The sequence below is a fragment of the Xanthomonas dyei genome (genome assembly GCF_002939865.1).
In the GTDB taxonomy this organism is placed as follows: Bacteria; Pseudomonadota; Gammaproteobacteria; order Xanthomonadales; family Xanthomonadaceae; genus Xanthomonas; species Xanthomonas dyei.
Genome location: NZ_MDEE01000005.1, coordinates 102,864 through 119,501, shown reverse-complemented (window position 1 = coordinate 119,501; position 16,638 = coordinate 102,864). Strand labels below are relative to the sequence as shown.

Below are 16,638 nucleotides of genomic sequence, written 5' to 3'. Positions count from 1 at the left end.
AAGGATGTCCATGTCGCACCTCACCGGTTTTACCGATCCCGCCGCCGCCGCGTTGCCGCTGTATGTGCTCGACCGCGAGGGCTTTGCGCGCTGGTGCGCCGAGCAGCCCACGCGAGTGTTGTCCTGGGCACAGGCGCAGCGTTTCGATGCCGCCCCCGGTAGCGTGTTGTTGCTGCCCGGCGAGCAAGGGCTGGCCGGCGCGATCGTGGGTGTCGGCGACCGCGCCGACGCGTATGCCTACGCGCACGCACCGATGGCGCTGCCGCCGGCCAGCCGCTGGACGCTGGCCAACAGCCTGAGCGATGCCGAACTGGCACTGCTGCACCTGGGGTGGGGGCTGGGCGCCTATCGCTTTACGCGGTATCGCAAGGTGCCGCGTGCGCCGGCCGAGTTGGCGGCCGCGCCCTCGGCGGCCACGCGCGCCCTGATCGCGGCGTGCCTGCAGGTACGCGACTGGGTCAATACGCCGACCGAAGACATGGGCCCGCAGCAGCTGGAAGATGCCACCCGCGCAGTGGCGCAGGCGCATGGCGCGCAGGTCGAGGCGATCGTGGGCGATGCGTTGCTGGCGCAGAACTTCCCCACCATCCATGCGGTCGGCCGCGCCTCGCATCGCGCGCCGCGGCTGATCCAGCTGCAATGGGGCGATGCCGCGCATCCGCATCTGGTGCTGGTCGGCAAAGGCGTGTGCTTCGACACCGGCGGGCTGGATCTCAAGCCGGCCGATGGCATGCGCAACATGAAAAAGGACATGGGCGGCGCGGCGCATGCGCTGGCGCTGGCCGGGCTGGTCATGGCGCAGCAGTTGCCGGTGCGGCTGACGCTGTTGATCGCTGCGGTGGAAAACGCGGTCGGCCCGGATGCGTTCCGCCCGGGCGAGGTCATCACCACGCGCGCCGGGGTCACGGTGGAAGTGGACAACACCGATGCCGAAGGCCGCCTGGTGCTGTGCGATGCGCTCAGTTACGCCACCGAACAACGCCCGGACCTGATCCTGGATTTCGCTACCCTCACCGGTGCCGCACGCATCGCGCTGGGCCCGGATCTGCCGGCCTTGTTCGCCAACGACGATGCGCTGGCGCAGGCCTGGATCAGCGCCGGCGAGCAGACCCGCGACCCGGTCTGGCGCATGCCGCTGTGGCGCCCCTACCTGCGCTATCTCAACAGCCACGTGGCCGATATGGCCAACGCCGGCTCGCGCATGGCCGGTGCGGTCACCGCCGCGCTGTATCTGGAGCGCTTCGTGGCGCCGGGGCAGCAGTGGGCGCACCTGGACGTCTACGCCTGGAACGACAGCGACCGCCCCGGCCGCCCCGCTGGCGGCGAAGCCCTGGCGCTGCGCTCGGCGTTTGCGATGCTGCAGGGGCGTTACGGCGGCTGAGTTAGCCGACCAGGCAACACGCGCCTGCGATCACCGCGCGCCTCACCTCGCGCCGGTCATCCCTTATTGCGCAACAACGGCGCGATCGTGCGCATACGTGTCTGCGTGGCCGGGCCGACCAGCGCAAACGCGGTCTCGCCTTCGGCCCAGTACTGCGCCAGTAGACGGCCATCGCGACGCTCGCCGGTGGGCATCGGCCCGCTGCGCGGACGCAGATACAGGCCGATCCGCGCGCCGTCGGCATCGCTGTAGAGCAGTATCGCTGCCGCGCCTTCCGGTGTGGAAAGCAGCTGCCCGCCGCGCAGCGTATAGCCCTGCGCGCGCAGATCCGGCACCACACCGGCGCTGCCGAAATGCGTGCGTAACCACGGCTCCAACTCCGCACGGCGCTGCACATCCAACGCAACGCCTTGATGCGCGTCGGCATCGGCAAACAGGCGATACGCGGCCACGGCATCGGCCATCGGCACGCGCTGGCTGGCGAGCCGGCTCTCGCGCAACTGCCAGCCCAGTCCAGTACCCAGGCCAAGTGCCAGCACGCAACTGGCGGCAATGGCGGACATGGCCCGGCGGCGTTGCTGCAGGCCACGGCGAATCGCTGCAGGCGTCAGCGTCACCGTGGCCATCTCCGGTTCCAGGCCGGCGTATGCGGCGCGCAGCGCTTCGGCATCGCGTTTCCAGCCGGCCACGCGCGCGGCCTGCGCGGGATGCGTCTGCAACCAGGCTGCCACCGCTGCACGCTGCTCCGGCGCCAGACGGCCATCGACATAGGCGTGCAATGCGTGTTCGTCAGGCGGCGGTGTGCTGGTCATTTCAGGATCCTCAAGGCAGGTGCGTGGTTCACGTGACCTTCGTTCAAGGCGCGCAGGCGTTCGCGCGCACGCGACAGCCGCGACATCACCGTGCCGATCGGGATACCGAGGGTGTCGGCCACCTCTCGGTAGCTGAAACCCTCCACGCTGACCAGCAGCAGCAAGGCGCGCTGTTGCGGCGGCAACAACGCCAGGCTGGCCAGCATGGCGCGGCCATCGTGCACCTGCTCGGCCGATGCGGACTGGCTGGGCTGCTGCGGTGCGAACAGGCCCACCACGCGCTGCCAGCGCGCGGCACGACGCTGCCCGTCCAGAAACTGCCGGTACAGGATGGCGAACAGCCACGGCTGCAGCGCCTCGGCGCTGTGGCGGGTGCGCCAACGCCGCAGCGCACGTTCCAGCGTGGCCTGCACCAGGTCGTCGGCGCTGGCGGGCTCGCCGCTCAGCGCGTGCGCAAAGCGACGCAGCGCCGGCAGTACGGCACGCAGTTGGTCATCGTCCAGAGCATCCATTGGCAGGTTCGGCGGTGGCATCACACGTTAGACGCGCTGGAGCGTGGACTATTCCCACGATTGATGCGCGTGCCGCACCGCCCTGGGCGACGACGGGAATAAGTCGGCCTGCCCGTCGTCTCACTGCATCGACCACTCACCGCACCGACCACTGGAGCCAGCCATGACCTTGCCACCTCCTTCCCCACCGCCACAGCAGGGACACGTTCGCGTGGCGCCGTTGCTGGGCATCGCCGCGATTGCCGGTGGCATCGCCATCGCGTTTGCCTGGGCAGCCGGCTGGATTGGCAGCGACCGGCTCACCGCCGCGCGCATGACCGACACCATCGAATCCAGCGGGCCGCCGCATCCGGGCTTTCGCCGCGCGCATAGCAAGGGCGTGTGCGTGAGCGGGCAGTTCCAATCCAGCGGCAAGGCGACCTGGGTGTCGTCGGCGCGCATCTTCAGCCAGGCCAGCACGCCGGTGCTGGGGCGCATGTCGATCGGCGGTGGCGATCCGCACGGTGCCGATGGTGCGGCGCGCGTGCGCAGCATGGCGCTGCTGTTGCGCAGCGACGACGGCCAGGAATGGCGCACCGCAATGAACAGCTTTCCGTTCTTCGTGGTGGCCACGCCTGCCGGCTTCCAGGCCTTGAATGTGGCCTCCAAGCCGGACCCGGCCACCGGCAAACCGGACCCGGAGAAACTGGCCGCCTTCGGCAAGCAATATCCGGAGGCCGCAAAGTTTCAGCAGTGGGCCAAGACCGCGCCGTGGTCGGACAGTTGGGCCAATACGCAGTACAACGGCGTCAACACGTTCCGCGCGATCGCCGCCGATGGACGCGAACGCTATATCCGTTGGTCGATGCGCCCGCATACGCCGTTCAAGGAATTGAGCGCCGAACAGCGCAAACAGGCCGATGGCGATTTTTTGGCCACCGACCTGGACACGCGCCTGGCGCAGGGGCCGCTGCGTTGGGACATGGTGCTGACCGTGGCCGAGCCGGGCGACCCGGTGGATGACCCCTCGCAGCCCTGGCCAGCCAGTCGTAAACAGATCGTGGCCGGCACGCTGTCGCTGGACCGCGCGCAACCGCAAGCCACCGGCCCATGCCGCGATCTGAATTACGACCCGCTGATCCTGCCCAAGGGCATCGCGGCTTCCAACGATCCGATTCTGGCGGCACGCTCCTCGGTGTATTCGCAATCGTTCAACCGCCGCGAGCACGAGATCGCCAACGGCACGGGCAACGCCGCTACCGGCCAGGGAGCACATCAATGAGCCGCCACACCCACTTCAACCTGCCCGCGCGCTTGCTGCACTGGCTGATGGCCGCGATGATCCTGACCATGCTGTTTGTCGGCGTGGGTATGGTGGCCTCGGTGACGCAGCGGCCGTGGTTGATCGATCTGCATCGCCCACTGGGTATCGCGATCCTGATCCTGGCGGTGCTGCGCTTGATCAACCGCCTGCGCCATCGGCCGCCGGCCTTGCCTGCGGATTTGCCTGCCTGGCAGAAGGCCGCCGCGATCGCCTCGCATTGGCTGTTGTATGCCTTGATGCTTGGCATGCCGCTGATCGGCTGGGCGATGCTGTCGGCCGGCGGCTACCCGATCGTGCTGTGGCCCGGCGCGAACTTGCCGGCGATCGTCCCGCACGACCCAGCGCTGTACGCGTGGCTACGCAGTGCGCATGGCTGGTTGGCGTATCTGTTGTTCGCCACGGTTCTTGTTCATCTGAGCGCAGCTCTGTTCCATGCATGGGTGCGCCGCGACGGCGTGTTTTCCAGCATGGCGCGCGGGGAGCGCTCTGCGCGTTGATGGGTTTGGTTGGGTGTTGGCAGACGTCTTGCACGGTGTGATTTGCCTGCGCGGACGTACCCTCACCCCAATCCCTCTCCCGCCGGGAGAGGGGCTTGATCTCCCTTCTCCCGCCGAGAGGGGCTGCACCGCAGGGGCGCATGAAGGTACGGAAGAAGCCTCTGATTCCCCGCCATTTGCAGTGATTTTGACCCCATACCCTCACTCCTCTCCCGCAGGAAGAGAAGTGAGTGCTTAACGCTGGCGTTTTGTTTTGGCCGCTGGCTCTGAGGCTTGGATGCCCTTGCCCGTCGCTGCCCAATAAATGCCGCCGTACAGATGCTCCAGATAGCGCGGATCGTTGTAGGCCTCGGCCAGATGGCCCAAGGCGGTGGCGAAGACGCGGCCACCTTCGAAGTGGTGGTACCACGCCACCGGGTGCTGTTTGCCCATGCCCTTGGCGACCTGGCCCGGCCAGATCAGCGTGGGGTCGTAGCTGGTTTCATCCACCGTGAGTAGCGTGACCAGATCGTCGCTGTAGGGCGGGTCGTATTCGTACCATTCGTCGCTCCACACCCAGCGCTTGGGCAGGCCGGCGGTAGCGGGGAAGTTTGCGTCCACCACATCGACCATCGCCGTTTGCATATACGGGTGGGTGCGGAACGAGCGGCCGATCAGATGGTCGTACCACTCCCACTCGCCGCGCTTGATCGCAAACGCCTTGTGCACCGCGACCACGCCACCGCCGTTGCGCACGTACTTTTGGAAGTTGGCGCGCTGGGCCGGATCAAGATCCGTGGCCGGAGTATTGAGCAGCACGATGGCGGCGTATTGCGAGAGGTCCCCATCGAAGGCCTTGGCATTCCACGCCCACACCAGCTCGACATACTGCTTGCGTGCCATCGCTTCGAACTGCGGCTTGGCCACCGGGATGTAATCGTGGTGATACTGGTTGGGAATGGCCGCCACCAGAATCTTGAATTGCTCGGCCGATGCGTTGAATGCGCAGATCAGCAACAAGCCCAACAGCCACACAGATTTCATGCAGTTACTCGCGATGATGACGATCGCCCGGCAGTGTACCTGCGCGGCGACCGCATGCCTTCGCAGGCATTTGGAATAGCTGTTGATCGCTTCCGCAGCACATGGCCGATGCACGCCGTTGCGTATCGAAGCGATTGCAAAGCATGCACGCACGACGTGCAACGTCGCAGTGTGCTTGCTTACAAGATGCCGCACGCGTGCGCACGCCATGCATGGCTGCAGTAAAACCACCAACCGTTCGCATGAGCTCTGACGATTGAACGCCCTGGCCGCGCCCGCTTTGCGATCAGCAGCGTTCGATTGGCGCAAGCTGAAACGCATCAGTAGCGATCACACCGCACCGCCTGCAGGCACTTAGAGCGGCTAACAAAACGTAGCGAGCAGTCGTCAGGTGGGTGTGGACGGCGCGGAGGAACCGGAGTGTACGGGTGGCACATGAGGATTCCGAGCACCGGCCGCGCCCGCCTGGCGGCTGCACAGTAGTTTTGTTAGCTGCTCTTACAACCAGCCTTTCTGCCGCGCTAGTCGATACGCTTCGATGCGATTGGCCACGCCCAACTTGCCGATGCATTCGGACAGGTAATTGCGCACGGTGCCATGCGAGAGCTGCAACTGTTGCGCGATCTCGCTGGCCGAGCGGCCTTCGCCGGCCAGCCGCAGCACGGTGCGTTCGCGCTCGCTCAACGGGTCCGCTTCCACCCAGGCATCCATCGCCAGTTGCGGGTCGATTACCCGGCCGCCGCGATGCACCTGACGCAGCGCGCTGACCAATTGTTCGGCCGGCGCATCCTTGAGCAGATACCCCGCCACGCCGGCATCCAGCGCGCGCCGCAAAAAGCCCGGGCGCGCAAACGTGGTGACGATCATCACCCGCACCGGCAACGCCAGGCGCTGGATGCGCTGCGCCAGTTCCAGGCCGCTCAACCCGGGCATCTCGATATCGGTGACCAGCACATCCGGCTGCAGCCGCTGCAGCTCGCGCCAGGCGGCTTCGCCATCGCCTGCGCTGCCGACCACCTCGATGTCGTCTTCCAGTCCCAGCAGGGCCACCAAGGCGCCGCGCAGCAGTGCCTGGTCTTCGGCCAACAACACCCGGATCATCGCGCGCGCTCGTCTGTGTGCAACGGCTGAGCACGATAACAGCGCTGACCCATCACGTGCATGGCAGCGCTGCGCCAGCCAGGAGCGCTCAGCGCGGTTGCGGCATCAGCGGCGCCGACAACGGCGGGCTTGCCGGCTCCGGCTCCGGCTCCGGCCCCGATTGCGGCAATGGCACGCTGGCGCGCAGACGCATGCCGCGCGGCAACGCCTCCACCTCCAACGCACCACCCAGGCTCTGCACGCGTGCGCGCATGCCGTCCAGGCCGTTGCCCGGCACGATCACCCCACCACGGCCGTCGTCGGTGATTTCCAGCAGCGCCTGTTGCCCGTGTGCCCGCAGGCTCACCCGCACCCGCCGTGCCTGCGCGTGGCGCTGCACGTTGGTGGCCGCCTCGCGCACCACCAGCGCCAACGCGGTTTCGTGTTCGGGCGGCAGCGGCAGCGCCTCCAACGTGTGCTCCAGCGCGATGCCGTCCATGTCCAGCAACACCTTGGCCGATGCCAGCTCGGCCACCAGGCCGGCGGCGCGGATGCCGGTGACCGCGCGCCGCACCTGCGCCAGTGCGTCGCGCGAGATCTGCGCCACCGCATCGATCTCGCTCCGTGCGGCCTGCGGGTCGCGCTCGATCAGGCGTGCGGCCAGATCGGATTTGAGCGCCACCAGCGACAAGGTATGGCCCAGCAAGTCGTGCAGATCGCGGCCGATGCGTTCGCGTTCGGCGGTGGCGGCCAGGCGGCGGACTTCGTCTTGCGATAACCGCAGCAGCGCGTCCTTACGCTCGTTGATGCTGTACACCGCGCCGACCGCCGCCATGCCCAGCACCGACACCGGCAACCACACCAACGACTGCCAGCCCAGCCCGAGCCAACGCGCCCAGCCCAGGTACAGCGCGTTCATCAGCAACAGCATGGCGAAGTGCCGCCGCAGCGCGTACGGCGTGGACGGGCGCAGACTCAGGCAGGCAAATACGAAGTAGCTGATACCCGAGGCGTATATCGGCAGCAACGCGGCACTGAGCACGCCCATCGCCCAGGCATAGCGATACAGGGTGCCGCGCGGTGCCAGCAACATGCGTGCGTACAGCAGCAGGAAGATCGGATACGACAACAGCGTGCACAGCCACCAGGTGCTGTCGTACCCGCGCGAAGAAAACACCGGCACCACAAACACCCAGGCCGACCACAGCAGATGCACCGCATCCATCCATGGCGATTGGCCTTGCGCCAGGCGCGCGGCCACTTGCGAATTTGCGGCCGGACGAAGCCAGGCCGGGAGAGTCAGGTGCATCGGGATGGATCCGTAGGAGTGAGCGGATTCTGCCACTGCCGGGTTCGCCTGGGCGCGCCACGTGGCAGGTCGCGGCGGACGAGCGGCCTCATGCATGCGGGTCACCGCCGCTAGTGGATGGCATGCGATGTGATGGTGCGGCAGCAGGGACGTCGACGTCGGATTGGCGGAGACAGCGCATGGGGATTTCGGCAATCAGGCGGTGGCGCAAGCGTGGTCGCTTGCCGCCGATACGCACAGTTGCGCCTGTCATGGCGTGCAGGTGACAGCTGTCACTGGTCGATACGGCGGCCTTGGTCGCATGCTGCGCAGCACCTTGCAGTTGCACCGCACCGGCCGACCGTTGGTCGCCTCGCTGCAGTTGGTGACTTCCGGCAGCTTGCGGCGCGCCCTGCAGGCAGTCACATTCTGCGCAGCCTTCTGTCCTGGTTATCGATGAACACATCCGCCGATCTGCTCAAGCAACTCCGCATCGACCGCCAGCGTCCTGCCACGCCGCCGCCCGTGCGCCGCACCGGCTGGATCATCGCCGCCGTCGTCATTGTCATCGTGCTCGTTGCGGCCGCGTGGTGGTTCACCCGCACACCGGTGATCAAGGTGCAGACCGCGCCGGTGGTGGCGATCGGCGCCGGCAGCAGCAGCGCCTCGGTGCTGGATGCTTCGGGTTACGTGGTGGCGCGGCGCATGGCCACGGTGTCGGCGCAGGTCACCGGCAAGGTGCGCGAAGTGATGATCGAAGAAGGCATGCGCGTCGAACAGGGCCAGGTGATGGCCACGCTGGACCCGTTGGATGCCGATGCGCAGCGCACACTGTCTGCATCGCAGGTGTCGGCCGCGCGCAGCCACGTCGACAACATCCAGGCGCAACTGGCCGTGGCCAATGCCGATGCCACGCGCCTGCAATCGCTGGTGGGCGCACAACTGGTATCGCGCTCGCAGTACGAACAAGCCACCGCACAACGCGACGCATTGCGCGCGCAGTTGCAGAACGCACAGCGCAACGTGCAGGTGGCCTCCGATCAACTGGCCATTGCCGGCATCCGTTCGGACTTCAACGTGGTGCGCGCACCGTTTGCCGGTGTGGTCACCGCCAAGGCGGCGCAGCCGGGCGAAATCGTCTCGCCACTGTCTGCCGGTGGTGGCTTCACCCGTACCGGCATCGGCACCATCGTCGATATGGAATCGCTGGAAATCGAGGTGGAAGTCGGCGAGTCCTATATCGGCCGGGTGCAACCGCAGATGCCGGTGGAAGCGGTGCTCAACGCCTACCCGGAGTGGAAGATTCCCGGCGAAGTGATCGCCATCATCCCCACCGCCGACCGCGGCAAGGCGACGGTGAAGGTGCGGGTGGCGCTCAAGGTCAAGGACCCGCGCATCGTGCCGGAAATGGGCGTGCGGGTGAGTTTTCTGGAACAGGCCAAACCGCAGGAAGCGGCCAAGCCGCAAGGCGTGCGCGTGCCGGCAGCGGCGTTGGTGGAACGCGACACGCGCACCGTGGCCTTCGTGATCGGCGAGCGCAATGCGGTCAGCGAGCGCGCCGTCACCACCGGCATGACGATGGGCGAGGATCGCCAGGTGGTCTCGGGGTTGAGTGCAGGCGACAGCGTGGTGGTGAACCCCCCAACGCCCCTGAAGGATGGCGACATCGTGGCCGAAGCGGATGCCGATGCTGCGCAGTAACGGCTGGCCCGGCACGCACAACGCCGTTCCGCGGTATCGCCTGTAGTGCGCGGCATCGGTGTTGCCAGCATCACGCTGCATCGGGATGGGCTTGTTGCAATGAAATATCGTCGTTAGAGAGCGGAAGGCGATCCAGCCCATCCGCTTACAGCAGGTGTTATGTGCTGTTTGAGGGGGCCTCGAACGGCATCAAACACGGGGAGTCGCGCGAGTGCGGCACACGGCGATCCGGCTGGCTCTCTGCGCACACCGCACAGCACCACGCTGCTGATGGATCGCTTCACCGTCGTCGTGCCTCGCATCGTCGCTCACGCAATCGCAGTTGTTGTGCCGCATCGCTTCCTTATCCCATTGCATCATCAGGAGTCGCCATGACCGCTCTCGTCAGCTTGCGCAACATCACCAAGACCTACCAACGCGGCCCGGAGCAGGTGCAGGTGCTGCACGGCATCGATCTGGACATTGCCGCCGGCGATTTCGTCGCGTTGATGGGCCCGTCCGGTTCGGGCAAGACCACCTTGCTCAATCTGATCGGCGGGCTGGACAGCCCCAGCGGTGGCGAGATCGAAATCGAGGGCGAGCGCATCGACCGCATGAGCGGTGGGCAGCTCGCTACCTGGCGCAGCCACCACGTCGGCTTCGTATTTCAGTTCTACAACCTGATGCCGATGCTCACCGCGCAAAAGAATGTGGAATTACCGCTGCTGCTGACCTCGCTCAACGCCGCGCAGCGCAAGCGCAATGCGGAGATCGCCTTGACCCTGGTAGGCCTGCAGGAACGCCGCAACCACAAGCCCAGCGAGTTGTCCGGCGGCCAGCAGCAGCGCGTGGCGATTGCGCGCGCCATCGTGTCCGATCCCACTTTTTTGATCTGCGACGAACCCACCGGCGATCTTGACCGCCACAACGCCGAAGAAATCCTGCGCCTGCTGCAGGAACTCAATCGCGAACACGGCAAGACCATCGTGATGGTCACCCACGACCCCAAGGCCGCCGAGTACGCCACGCACACCATCCATCTGGACAAGGGCGAGCTGGCCGACGCGCCACTCGCGCTCTAAGGGAGCGCTGCCATGAAGTATTTCTCGCTGGTGTGGGCGCAATTATTTCGCAGCAAGACACGGACCTTGCTGACGCTATTGTCGGTGGTGGCTGCGTTCTTATTGTTCGGCATGCTGGATTCGGTGCGTGTGGCGTTTACCTCCGGCGGCAGCGTCAGCGGGGTGAATCGCCTGGTGGTGGCCTCGCGCCTGTCGATCACCCAATCGCTGCCGATCCGCCTGGAAGCGCAGGTGCGCAGCGTGCCGGGCGTGCGCGATGTGACCTCGGCCATGTGGTTCGGCGGCATCTACCGCGACCCGAAGAATTTCTTTCCCAACTTTTCGGTGGCGCCGAACTTTTTCGACGTCTACAGCGAATACGCGCTCCCCAAGGAGCAGCTCAAGGCCTTCCAGACCACGCGCACCGGCGCGGTGGTCGGCGAAACCCTGGCCAAGCAATTCGGCTGGAAGATCGGCGACACCATCCCGCTGCAGGCCACCATCTTTCCGCGGGGCGGCAGCAACGACTGGCCGTTGCAGCTGGTCGGCATCTATCGGATGAAGGATCGCACCGTGGCGGCCAATCAGGAACGCCAGTTGATGATGAACTGGAAATACTTCGACGAATCCAACGACTACATCAAGAATCAAGTGAGCTGGTTGACGGTGACCCTGAGCAACCCCGACCAGGCCTCGCGCGTGGCGCAGGCCATCGATGCGCTGTCGGCCAACTCCGATCACGAAACCAAGTCGCAAACCGAATCGGCGTTTCAGCAGGCCTTCGTCAAGCAGTTCGCCGATATCGGGCTGATCGTCACCTCGATCATGGCCGCGGTGTTTTTCACCCTGTTGCTGCTCACCGGCAACACCATGGCGCAGGCGGTGCGCGAGCGCATTCCGGAGTTGGCAACGCTCAAGACGCTGGGCTTTCAGGACCGCACGGTGCTGAGCCTGGTGATGATCGAATCGGTGTTGTTGATCAGCCTGGGCGGGTTGATCGGCATGGGCTTGGCGGAATTGGTCATCCCGGCGGTATCCGCGCGCAGCGGCGGGCTGATGCCGACCCAGACCGTGCCGTTGCAGACCTGGCTGGTGGCGTTCGGCTTGATGGCCGGCATCGGCATCGTGGTGGGTGTGCTGCCGGCGTTACGCGCGCAGCGCTTGAAGATCGTCGATGCCCTCGCCGGCCGCTGACAGGAGCATGCACATGCAACGCAAATGGAAAGATCGTGGCGTCACCGTGTTGTCCGTGGTGCTGCTGGCACTCGGCCTGGGGCTGTGGATCGCACTGCCGTGGATGTGGTTGCTGCCGATCGCGGTGCTGCTGGCGCTGTGGTTGGTGGTCACGCGCAGTGGCCGCCTGTCGCTGGCCGCCGCGCGCATCGGCATCGCCAGCCTGCCGCAACGCTGGGGCTCCACCTCGGTGATCGTGGTCGGCATTGCCGGCGTGGTCGGCGTGCTGGTGGCGATGCTGGCGATGGGCCAGGGTTTCCAGGCCACGCTCAACAGCACCGGCGACGACACCACCGCCATTGTCTTGCGTGGCGGCTCGCAGGCGGAGACCAACTCGGTGATCACCCGCGACCTAGTGCCGCTGATCGGCAGCCTGCCGGGGATCGCCACCGATGCCAACGGGCGCCCGATGGTGTCGCCGGAGTTGTCGCAAGTGGTCAACATCGCTTCGCGCTCCGATGGCACCGACGTCAATGCGCAATTGCGTGGCGTGGGCGAGCAGGCCTGGGGCGTGCATGACAAGGTCAAGATCGTGCAGGGCCGCCGCTTCAGCACCGGCCTGCGCGAAATGGTGGTCGGCAAAGGTGCGTTGAATCAGTTCCGCGGCCTGGAGCTGGGCAAGACGCTGACCCTGGGCAGCCAGCAATGGACGGTGGTGGGCGTGTTCGCCTCCGGCGATGCGCACGATTCGGAGATGTGGACCGATGCGCAGACGCTGGCCACCACCTACAACCGCCGCGCGTACCAGTCGATCAGCGTGCGCACCGCTGGCAAGGCGGGCTTCGATCAGTTCAAGACGGCCATGGCGGCCGACCCGCGGCTCAAGCTGGATGTGGAAACCACCCGCGCGTATTACGGCAAGCAAGGCGGCGGGTTGAACCGCCTGATCAGCATCCTGGGCACGGTGATCGGCGCGATCATGGCGGTGGGCGCGGTGTTCGGTGCGCTCAACACCATGTATGCGGCGGTGGCCACGCGGGCGCGTGAGATCGCCACGATGCGGGCGATCGGGTTTCGCGGCACGCCGGTGATCATGGCGCTGATGCTGGAAACCATGCTGCTGGCGCTGCTGGGTGGGCTGCTCGGTGGGCTGATCGCCTGGGCGGTGTTCAACGGCTACACCGTCTCCACGCTGGGCAACAACTTCAGCCAGGTGGTGTTCCAGTTCAAGGTGTCGCCGGAGCTGCTGTGGAGCGGGTTGAAGTGGGCGCTGGGCATTGGCCTGGTCGGCGGGCTGTTCCCGGCATTGCGCGCGGCGCGGTTGCCGATCACCACCGCATTGCGCGAGGTGTAGGCAGTCCTTTGGACTGCCGGGATTGGGGATTTGGGAGTGGGGATTCGTCACAGCGAAGGCGCGATGCCGGTGGCGGCGGCATCGTGGGTTCTCTGGTTTCAAGCGGTTGTTGAACCGCCTGGGGCTGGGCGTCGGGATTTGAAGACGCAGTCGCTGCCTCCGTCGCTGCAGCGCTGCCTGCAGTAACTGAATGTATTGCAGGCTGTCATCGTTTTGTCACCGCAGTGCGGTAGATGCGCGCGCCCGGCAGGCCGTAGCCTGCTTGGCCGTTTGATCCATAACTGTATTGCCATGACGCGCCTGTTTCTGCTGGCCTGCGCCTGCCTGTGGCTGGCCGGCTGCTCTTCGTCCTCCACCTCGCTCAGCGAGCGCCTGGTCGCGCCCGGTGGCGTGTCGCCGTTGCTGGACGAAGAACGCATCGCCGCCACCATCGCCACGGTGCCCAACCGCAGCGGCCATGTGGTCACGCGCGATGCGGTGCCGATCTTCTGGCGTGCGATCGATCCGGGCCACTACGCCATGCACTACCGCTACCTGGGTCAGCGCAACGACCCGGCGCATGCGCTGGATGTGGATTTCAGCTTCAGCGTGCCCCGCGTGCCGCCGCCGGTGCCGCGCGGCACCGTGGTGTTGCTGCACGGCTGGATGATGGACGGCGATTCGCTGCTGCCATGGTCGCTGCAACTGGCGCAGGCCGGCTATCGGGTGATCACCATCGATCTGCGCAACCACGGCCATTCCGGTGGTGGGCCGTCGGGCTACGGCACGCGCGAGTCCGACGACGTGATCGATGTCATCAACGCACTGCAGCCGCGCGGCGAAATCCACGGGCCGCTGTATCTGTTCGGCATTTCTTATGGTGCGGCCACCGCGCTGTTCACTGCCGACAAACTCGGCCCGCGCGTGGCCGGCGTGGTGGCGATGGAATCCTTCGCCAATGCCGGGCGCGGCATCCGCGACATGGTGCCGCACTTGCTGACCAGCCAGCCCAGCGGCTGGCGCGGGCACGCGGTGGCGGCGTACGCACGCTGGCGCTATGCCGACCAGAATCTCGATGCGGTGATCGCCGCCGCCGACAGTCAACTCAAGCTGGATCTGGACCATGTCGATGTGGCGCAGGCGCTGGCCGACACGCGCAGCTGCGTGTTGCTGCTGCATGGCGATGCCGATCAGCACATTCCGGTGGCGCATGGCCGCACTTTGGCGCTGGCCAGCACGCGCGCGCATTACGTCGAGTTGCGCGGCGAAAACCATCTCAGCCTGCCGTTGCGGCTGGACCTGCTGGGCGCACCGATCGACCACTGGCTGGCGCAGGTTCAACACAGCCCCGGACACTGCCCCGCTCCGCAGGCACTGCCGGCCTCCACGCTGGCGGTCGCGTTGCCGATGCCGGTACCAAGTAGCTGATCGAGCATTCGCTGCGTCCTTCGCACAGGACGCAGCCGGCACGCGCTCAGCGCACCGCCACCGGCTGCCGCGCGCGCAGCACGCTGTCGCCGACAAACAACAGCAGCCCGACCCAGATCGCAGCGAATCCGATCGCACGCCCCTGATCGAACGGCTCATGGAAGAACCACACGCCCAGCAACAGCTGCAGGCTCGGCCCGATGTATTGCAGGATGCCCACCAGCGACAGCGGGATCCGCCGCACGCCGTACGCAAACCCGATCAGCGGCACCGCCGTCACCACGCCGCCGAAGATCAGCAGCAGATCGGTGCGCAGATCCCAGCCGCTCAGGAACGCGCCGCCGTGGCCCTGCTCGCCCCATCCCGCCAGCAGCAGCGCCGGCACGAACAGATACACGCTTTCTACGCCCAGGCCGGCGACCGCATCCACCGCCACCAGCTTGCGCAGCAGGCCATACATACCGAACGACACCGCCAGCCCCAACGCAATCCACGGCGGCGCACCGGCATCGATGGTCAACCACAGCACACCGATTGCGGCGCACGCCACCGCCAGCCACTGGATGCCGCGCAGGCGCTCTTTCAGCACCAGCACGCCCAGCAACACGCTCAGCAATGGATTGATGAAGTAGCCCAGGCTGGCTTCGATCACATGCCCGGCGTTGATCGCCCAGATGTACAGGCCCCAATTGAAGGCGATCGCCACGCTGCTGCCAGCCAGCATCCACAACGCGCGCGGCTGCGCGGCAATCGTGCGCCACCAACGCAGGCCCGAGGTCGCCACCAGCCACGCCACCACCAGCAGCGCGCTCCACACGATGCGGTGCGCAATGATCTGCAGCGATGGCACCGCCTTGAGCAGATGCCAATACAGCGGCACCAGACCCCAGATCACAAAGCTCGCGGCGGTCATCGACAGACCACGCCGCGCCTCCACCGCCGACACCGGCACGGGCGCGCTCATCGCCGCGCCTTGGCCAGGGTGACCACCAGCACGCCGCCCAGAATCACCGCCATCGCGCCAATGTCGTGCGCGGTGAAGTGCTCATGCCCCAGCCACGCCCCCAGCGCCACCGCAATCACCGGATTGACGTAGGCATAGCTGCCGGCCAGCGCCGGGCGGACGTGATGCAGCAGCCACACATACGCAGTGAACGCCACGATCGAGCCGAATACGCACAGGTACGCCACCGCCATCAGGCCATGCGGTGTTGGCCAGGCCTGCGGGCGCTCGCCGATCAGCAGGCCGGTGCTCACCAGCAGCACACCGCCGCACAGCATTTGCCCGGCAGCAGTCATGAAGGGCGATGGCAGATCGCGTCCACGCGACCACACCGAGCCGAATGCCCAGCCGATCGGCGCGATCAGCAACAACACCAATCCCCCCGGCGTTGCGGTGAGACTGCTGCCGGCGTTGAGCCACACCACGCCCAGAAATCCGATCACGATGCCCAGCCATTCGCCGCCGCTGGCATGCTGCCCGCGCAACGCGCCGAACAACGCCATCCACAGCGGCACCGACGCTACCGACGTGGCCGCCAAGCCCGAAGACACGCTGCGCTCTGCCAGCACCACCATGCCGTTGCCCAGCAGCAACAAGGCCGCGCCCATCAAGGCCACGTTCTTCCATTGCGCACGCGTCGGTACCGCCACGCCGCGCCAACGCAGCACGCTGTAGAGCACGCTGCCGGCGATGATGAAGCGCGCGCCGGACACCATCGTCAGCGGCTGCGCGCCGCCTTCCAGCGCAAACCGGATCGCCAGATAGGTCGAGCCCCAGACCACATAGACCAGCAGCAACGCGAGAGCGACCAACCCGCTGCGCGCAGGCGCTGCAGCGTTGTGAGAGGAAGACATCGGACCAGAGCCAAGTGCAGCGGAAGTGGTCATTCTAGAGCACCTGCACAAGCCCCAAAACGGCTGACCACACCTGGCAGGCAGGCATCAGGCGCCTGGACGGCGTGCACCACCACGCCAGCGCTGGCGTGTCGATGATGCGCACGGCTGCGTCTGTTTGGCCGCGACGCAAGAGCGGCTGAAAGGCGCGATATGGACCATGCAAAGCAA

At 66.4% G+C, this 16,638-nt stretch carries 15 protein-coding genes and 1 other RNA gene; 8 read left to right on the top strand and 8 right to left on the bottom strand.

Annotated features, from left to right (window positions below):
- Positions 1-10: 10 nt before the first annotated feature.
- Positions 11-1,381 carry a leucyl aminopeptidase family protein gene (locus XdyCFBP7245_RS06035; protein WP_104614871.1) on the top strand — a complete coding sequence of 457 codons (1,371 nt, stop codon included), beginning with the start codon at positions 11-13 and terminating at the stop codon, positions 1,379-1,381.
- Positions 1,382-1,437: 56 nt separating this feature from the next.
- Here XdyCFBP7245_RS06035 and XdyCFBP7245_RS06030 read toward each other — a convergent pair whose 3' ends face one another.
- Both XdyCFBP7245_RS06030 and XdyCFBP7245_RS06025 read right to left on the bottom strand, forming a co-directional pair.
- Positions 1,438-2,193 carry an anti-sigma factor family protein gene (locus tag XdyCFBP7245_RS06030; RefSeq protein WP_104614826.1) on the bottom strand — a complete coding sequence of 252 codons (756 nt, stop codon included), beginning with the start codon at positions 2,191-2,193 and terminating at the stop codon, positions 1,438-1,440.
- Positions 2,190-2,705, bottom strand: a complete 516-nt coding sequence (locus XdyCFBP7245_RS06025; protein WP_104614825.1) for an RNA polymerase sigma factor — start codon at positions 2,703-2,705, stop codon at positions 2,190-2,192. Before XdyCFBP7245_RS06025 ends, XdyCFBP7245_RS06030 begins: the two co-directional genes overlap by 4 nt.
- A gap of 163 nt (positions 2,706-2,868) precedes the next feature.
- Between XdyCFBP7245_RS06025 and XdyCFBP7245_RS06020 the strand changes: the two genes are divergently transcribed.
- A complete protein-coding gene (locus XdyCFBP7245_RS06020; RefSeq protein ID WP_104614824.1) occupies positions 2,869-3,966 on the top strand; it encodes a catalase family peroxidase in 1,098 nt (365 codons plus the stop codon).
- Entirely contained in the window at positions 3,963-4,505 is a 543-nt protein-coding gene (locus tag XdyCFBP7245_RS06015) for a cytochrome b (RefSeq protein ID WP_104614823.1), read from the top strand. Before XdyCFBP7245_RS06020 ends, XdyCFBP7245_RS06015 begins: the two co-directional genes overlap by 4 nt.
- 234 nt (positions 4,506-4,739) lie before the next feature.
- Here the strand turns inward: XdyCFBP7245_RS06015 and XdyCFBP7245_RS06010 are convergent, their stop codons facing one another.
- From XdyCFBP7245_RS06010 to XdyCFBP7245_RS05995, 4 genes are all read right to left on the bottom strand, one after another.
- A complete protein-coding gene (locus XdyCFBP7245_RS06010) occupies positions 4,740-5,528 on the bottom strand; it encodes a ThuA domain-containing protein (RefSeq protein WP_104614822.1) in 789 nt (262 codons plus the stop codon).
- Between the two features lie 361 nt (positions 5,529-5,889).
- Positions 5,890-5,965: non-coding RNA, sX9 sRNA (locus XdyCFBP7245_RS06005), on the bottom strand.
- A gap of 61 nt (positions 5,966-6,026) precedes the next feature.
- Positions 6,027-6,629, bottom strand: a complete 603-nt coding sequence (locus XdyCFBP7245_RS06000) for a response regulator transcription factor (RefSeq protein WP_104614821.1) — start codon at positions 6,627-6,629, stop codon at positions 6,027-6,029.
- A gap of 88 nt (positions 6,630-6,717) precedes the next feature.
- Positions 6,718-7,917, bottom strand: coding sequence for a sensor histidine kinase (locus tag XdyCFBP7245_RS05995; RefSeq protein WP_104614820.1), 1,200 nt, complete (start codon positions 7,915-7,917; stop codon positions 6,718-6,720).
- Positions 7,918-8,352: 435 nt separating this feature from the next.
- Here XdyCFBP7245_RS05995 and XdyCFBP7245_RS05985 point away from each other — a divergent pair, with 435 nt between their 5' ends.
- From XdyCFBP7245_RS05985 to XdyCFBP7245_RS05965, 5 genes are all read left to right on the top strand, one after another.
- Entirely contained in the window at positions 8,353-9,597 is a 1,245-nt protein-coding gene (locus XdyCFBP7245_RS05985; RefSeq protein ID WP_170068541.1) for an efflux RND transporter periplasmic adaptor subunit, read from the top strand.
- Positions 9,598-9,968: 371 nt separating this feature from the next.
- Complete coding sequence (locus XdyCFBP7245_RS05980) at positions 9,969-10,658, top strand: ABC transporter ATP-binding protein (RefSeq protein ID WP_104614818.1); 690 nt, start codon at positions 9,969-9,971, stop codon at positions 10,656-10,658.
- A 12-nt stretch (positions 10,659-10,670) separates the two neighbouring features.
- The gene (locus tag XdyCFBP7245_RS05975) at positions 10,671-11,831 is read left to right on the top strand and encodes an ABC transporter permease (RefSeq protein ID WP_104614817.1); all 1,161 of its coding nucleotides are present in this window, start codon (positions 10,671-10,673) and stop codon (positions 11,829-11,831) included.
- Between the two features lie 7 nt (positions 11,832-11,838).
- Positions 11,839-13,164 (top strand): ABC transporter permease, encoded by a 1,326-nt coding sequence (locus XdyCFBP7245_RS05970; protein WP_211287650.1) that lies wholly within the window; start codon positions 11,839-11,841, stop codon positions 13,162-13,164.
- Positions 13,165-13,455: 291 nt separating this feature from the next.
- Positions 13,456-14,571: an alpha/beta fold hydrolase gene (locus tag XdyCFBP7245_RS05965; protein WP_104614816.1), complete on the top strand. Its 1,116-nt coding sequence runs from the start codon at positions 13,456-13,458 to the stop codon at positions 14,569-14,571.
- A gap of 46 nt (positions 14,572-14,617) precedes the next feature.
- On the opposite strand, the gene rarD is transcribed toward XdyCFBP7245_RS05965, so the two are convergent.
- Both rarD and yedA read right to left on the bottom strand, forming a co-directional pair.
- Complete coding sequence (rarD, locus tag XdyCFBP7245_RS05960; protein WP_104614815.1) at positions 14,618-15,535, bottom strand: EamA family transporter RarD; 918 nt, start codon at positions 15,533-15,535, stop codon at positions 14,618-14,620.
- Positions 15,532-16,428 (bottom strand): drug/metabolite exporter YedA, encoded by an 897-nt coding sequence (yedA, locus tag XdyCFBP7245_RS05955; protein ID WP_104614814.1) that lies wholly within the window; start codon positions 16,426-16,428, stop codon positions 15,532-15,534. Before yedA ends, rarD begins: the two co-directional genes overlap by 4 nt.
- Between the last annotated feature and the right edge of the window lie 210 nt (positions 16,429-16,638).

Coding starts and splice junctions, on each gene's coding strand:
- XdyCFBP7245_RS05965 (WP_104614816.1), top strand. CDS start 13,456: ATGACGCGCCTGTTTCTGCTGGCCTGCGCCTGCCTGTGGCTGGCCGGC.
- XdyCFBP7245_RS05985 (WP_170068541.1), top strand. CDS start 8,353: ATGAACACATCCGCCGATCTGCTCAAGCAACTCCGCATCGACCGCCAG.
- XdyCFBP7245_RS06010 (WP_104614822.1), bottom strand. CDS start 5,528: ATGAAATCTGTGTGGCTGTTGGGCTTGTTGCTGATCTGCGCATTCAAC.
- XdyCFBP7245_RS06030 (WP_104614826.1), bottom strand. CDS start 2,193: ATGACCAGCACACCGCCGCCTGACGAACACGCATTGCACGCCTATGTC.
- XdyCFBP7245_RS05970 (WP_211287650.1), top strand. CDS start 11,839: ATGCACATGCAACGCAAATGGAAAGATCGTGGCGTCACCGTGTTGTCC.
- XdyCFBP7245_RS05995 (WP_104614820.1), bottom strand. CDS start 7,917: ATGCACCTGACTCTCCCGGCCTGGCTTCGTCCGGCCGCAAATTCGCAA.
- rarD (WP_104614815.1), bottom strand. CDS start 15,535: ATGAGCGCGCCCGTGCCGGTGTCGGCGGTGGAGGCGCGGCGTGGTCTG.
- XdyCFBP7245_RS06035 (WP_104614871.1), top strand. CDS start 11: ATGTCGCACCTCACCGGTTTTACCGATCCCGCCGCCGCCGCGTTGCCG.
- XdyCFBP7245_RS06020 (WP_104614824.1), top strand. CDS start 2,869: ATGACCTTGCCACCTCCTTCCCCACCGCCACAGCAGGGACACGTTCGC.
- XdyCFBP7245_RS06015 (WP_104614823.1), top strand. CDS start 3,963: ATGAGCCGCCACACCCACTTCAACCTGCCCGCGCGCTTGCTGCACTGG.
- XdyCFBP7245_RS06025 (WP_104614825.1), bottom strand. CDS start 2,705: ATGGATGCTCTGGACGATGACCAACTGCGTGCCGTACTGCCGGCGCTG.
- yedA (WP_104614814.1), bottom strand. CDS start 16,428: ATGTCTTCCTCTCACAACGCTGCAGCGCCTGCGCGCAGCGGGTTGGTC.
- XdyCFBP7245_RS06000 (WP_104614821.1), bottom strand. CDS start 6,629: ATGATCCGGGTGTTGTTGGCCGAAGACCAGGCACTGCTGCGCGGCGCC.
- XdyCFBP7245_RS05975 (WP_104614817.1), top strand. CDS start 10,671: ATGAAGTATTTCTCGCTGGTGTGGGCGCAATTATTTCGCAGCAAGACA.
- XdyCFBP7245_RS05980 (WP_104614818.1), top strand. CDS start 9,969: ATGACCGCTCTCGTCAGCTTGCGCAACATCACCAAGACCTACCAACGC.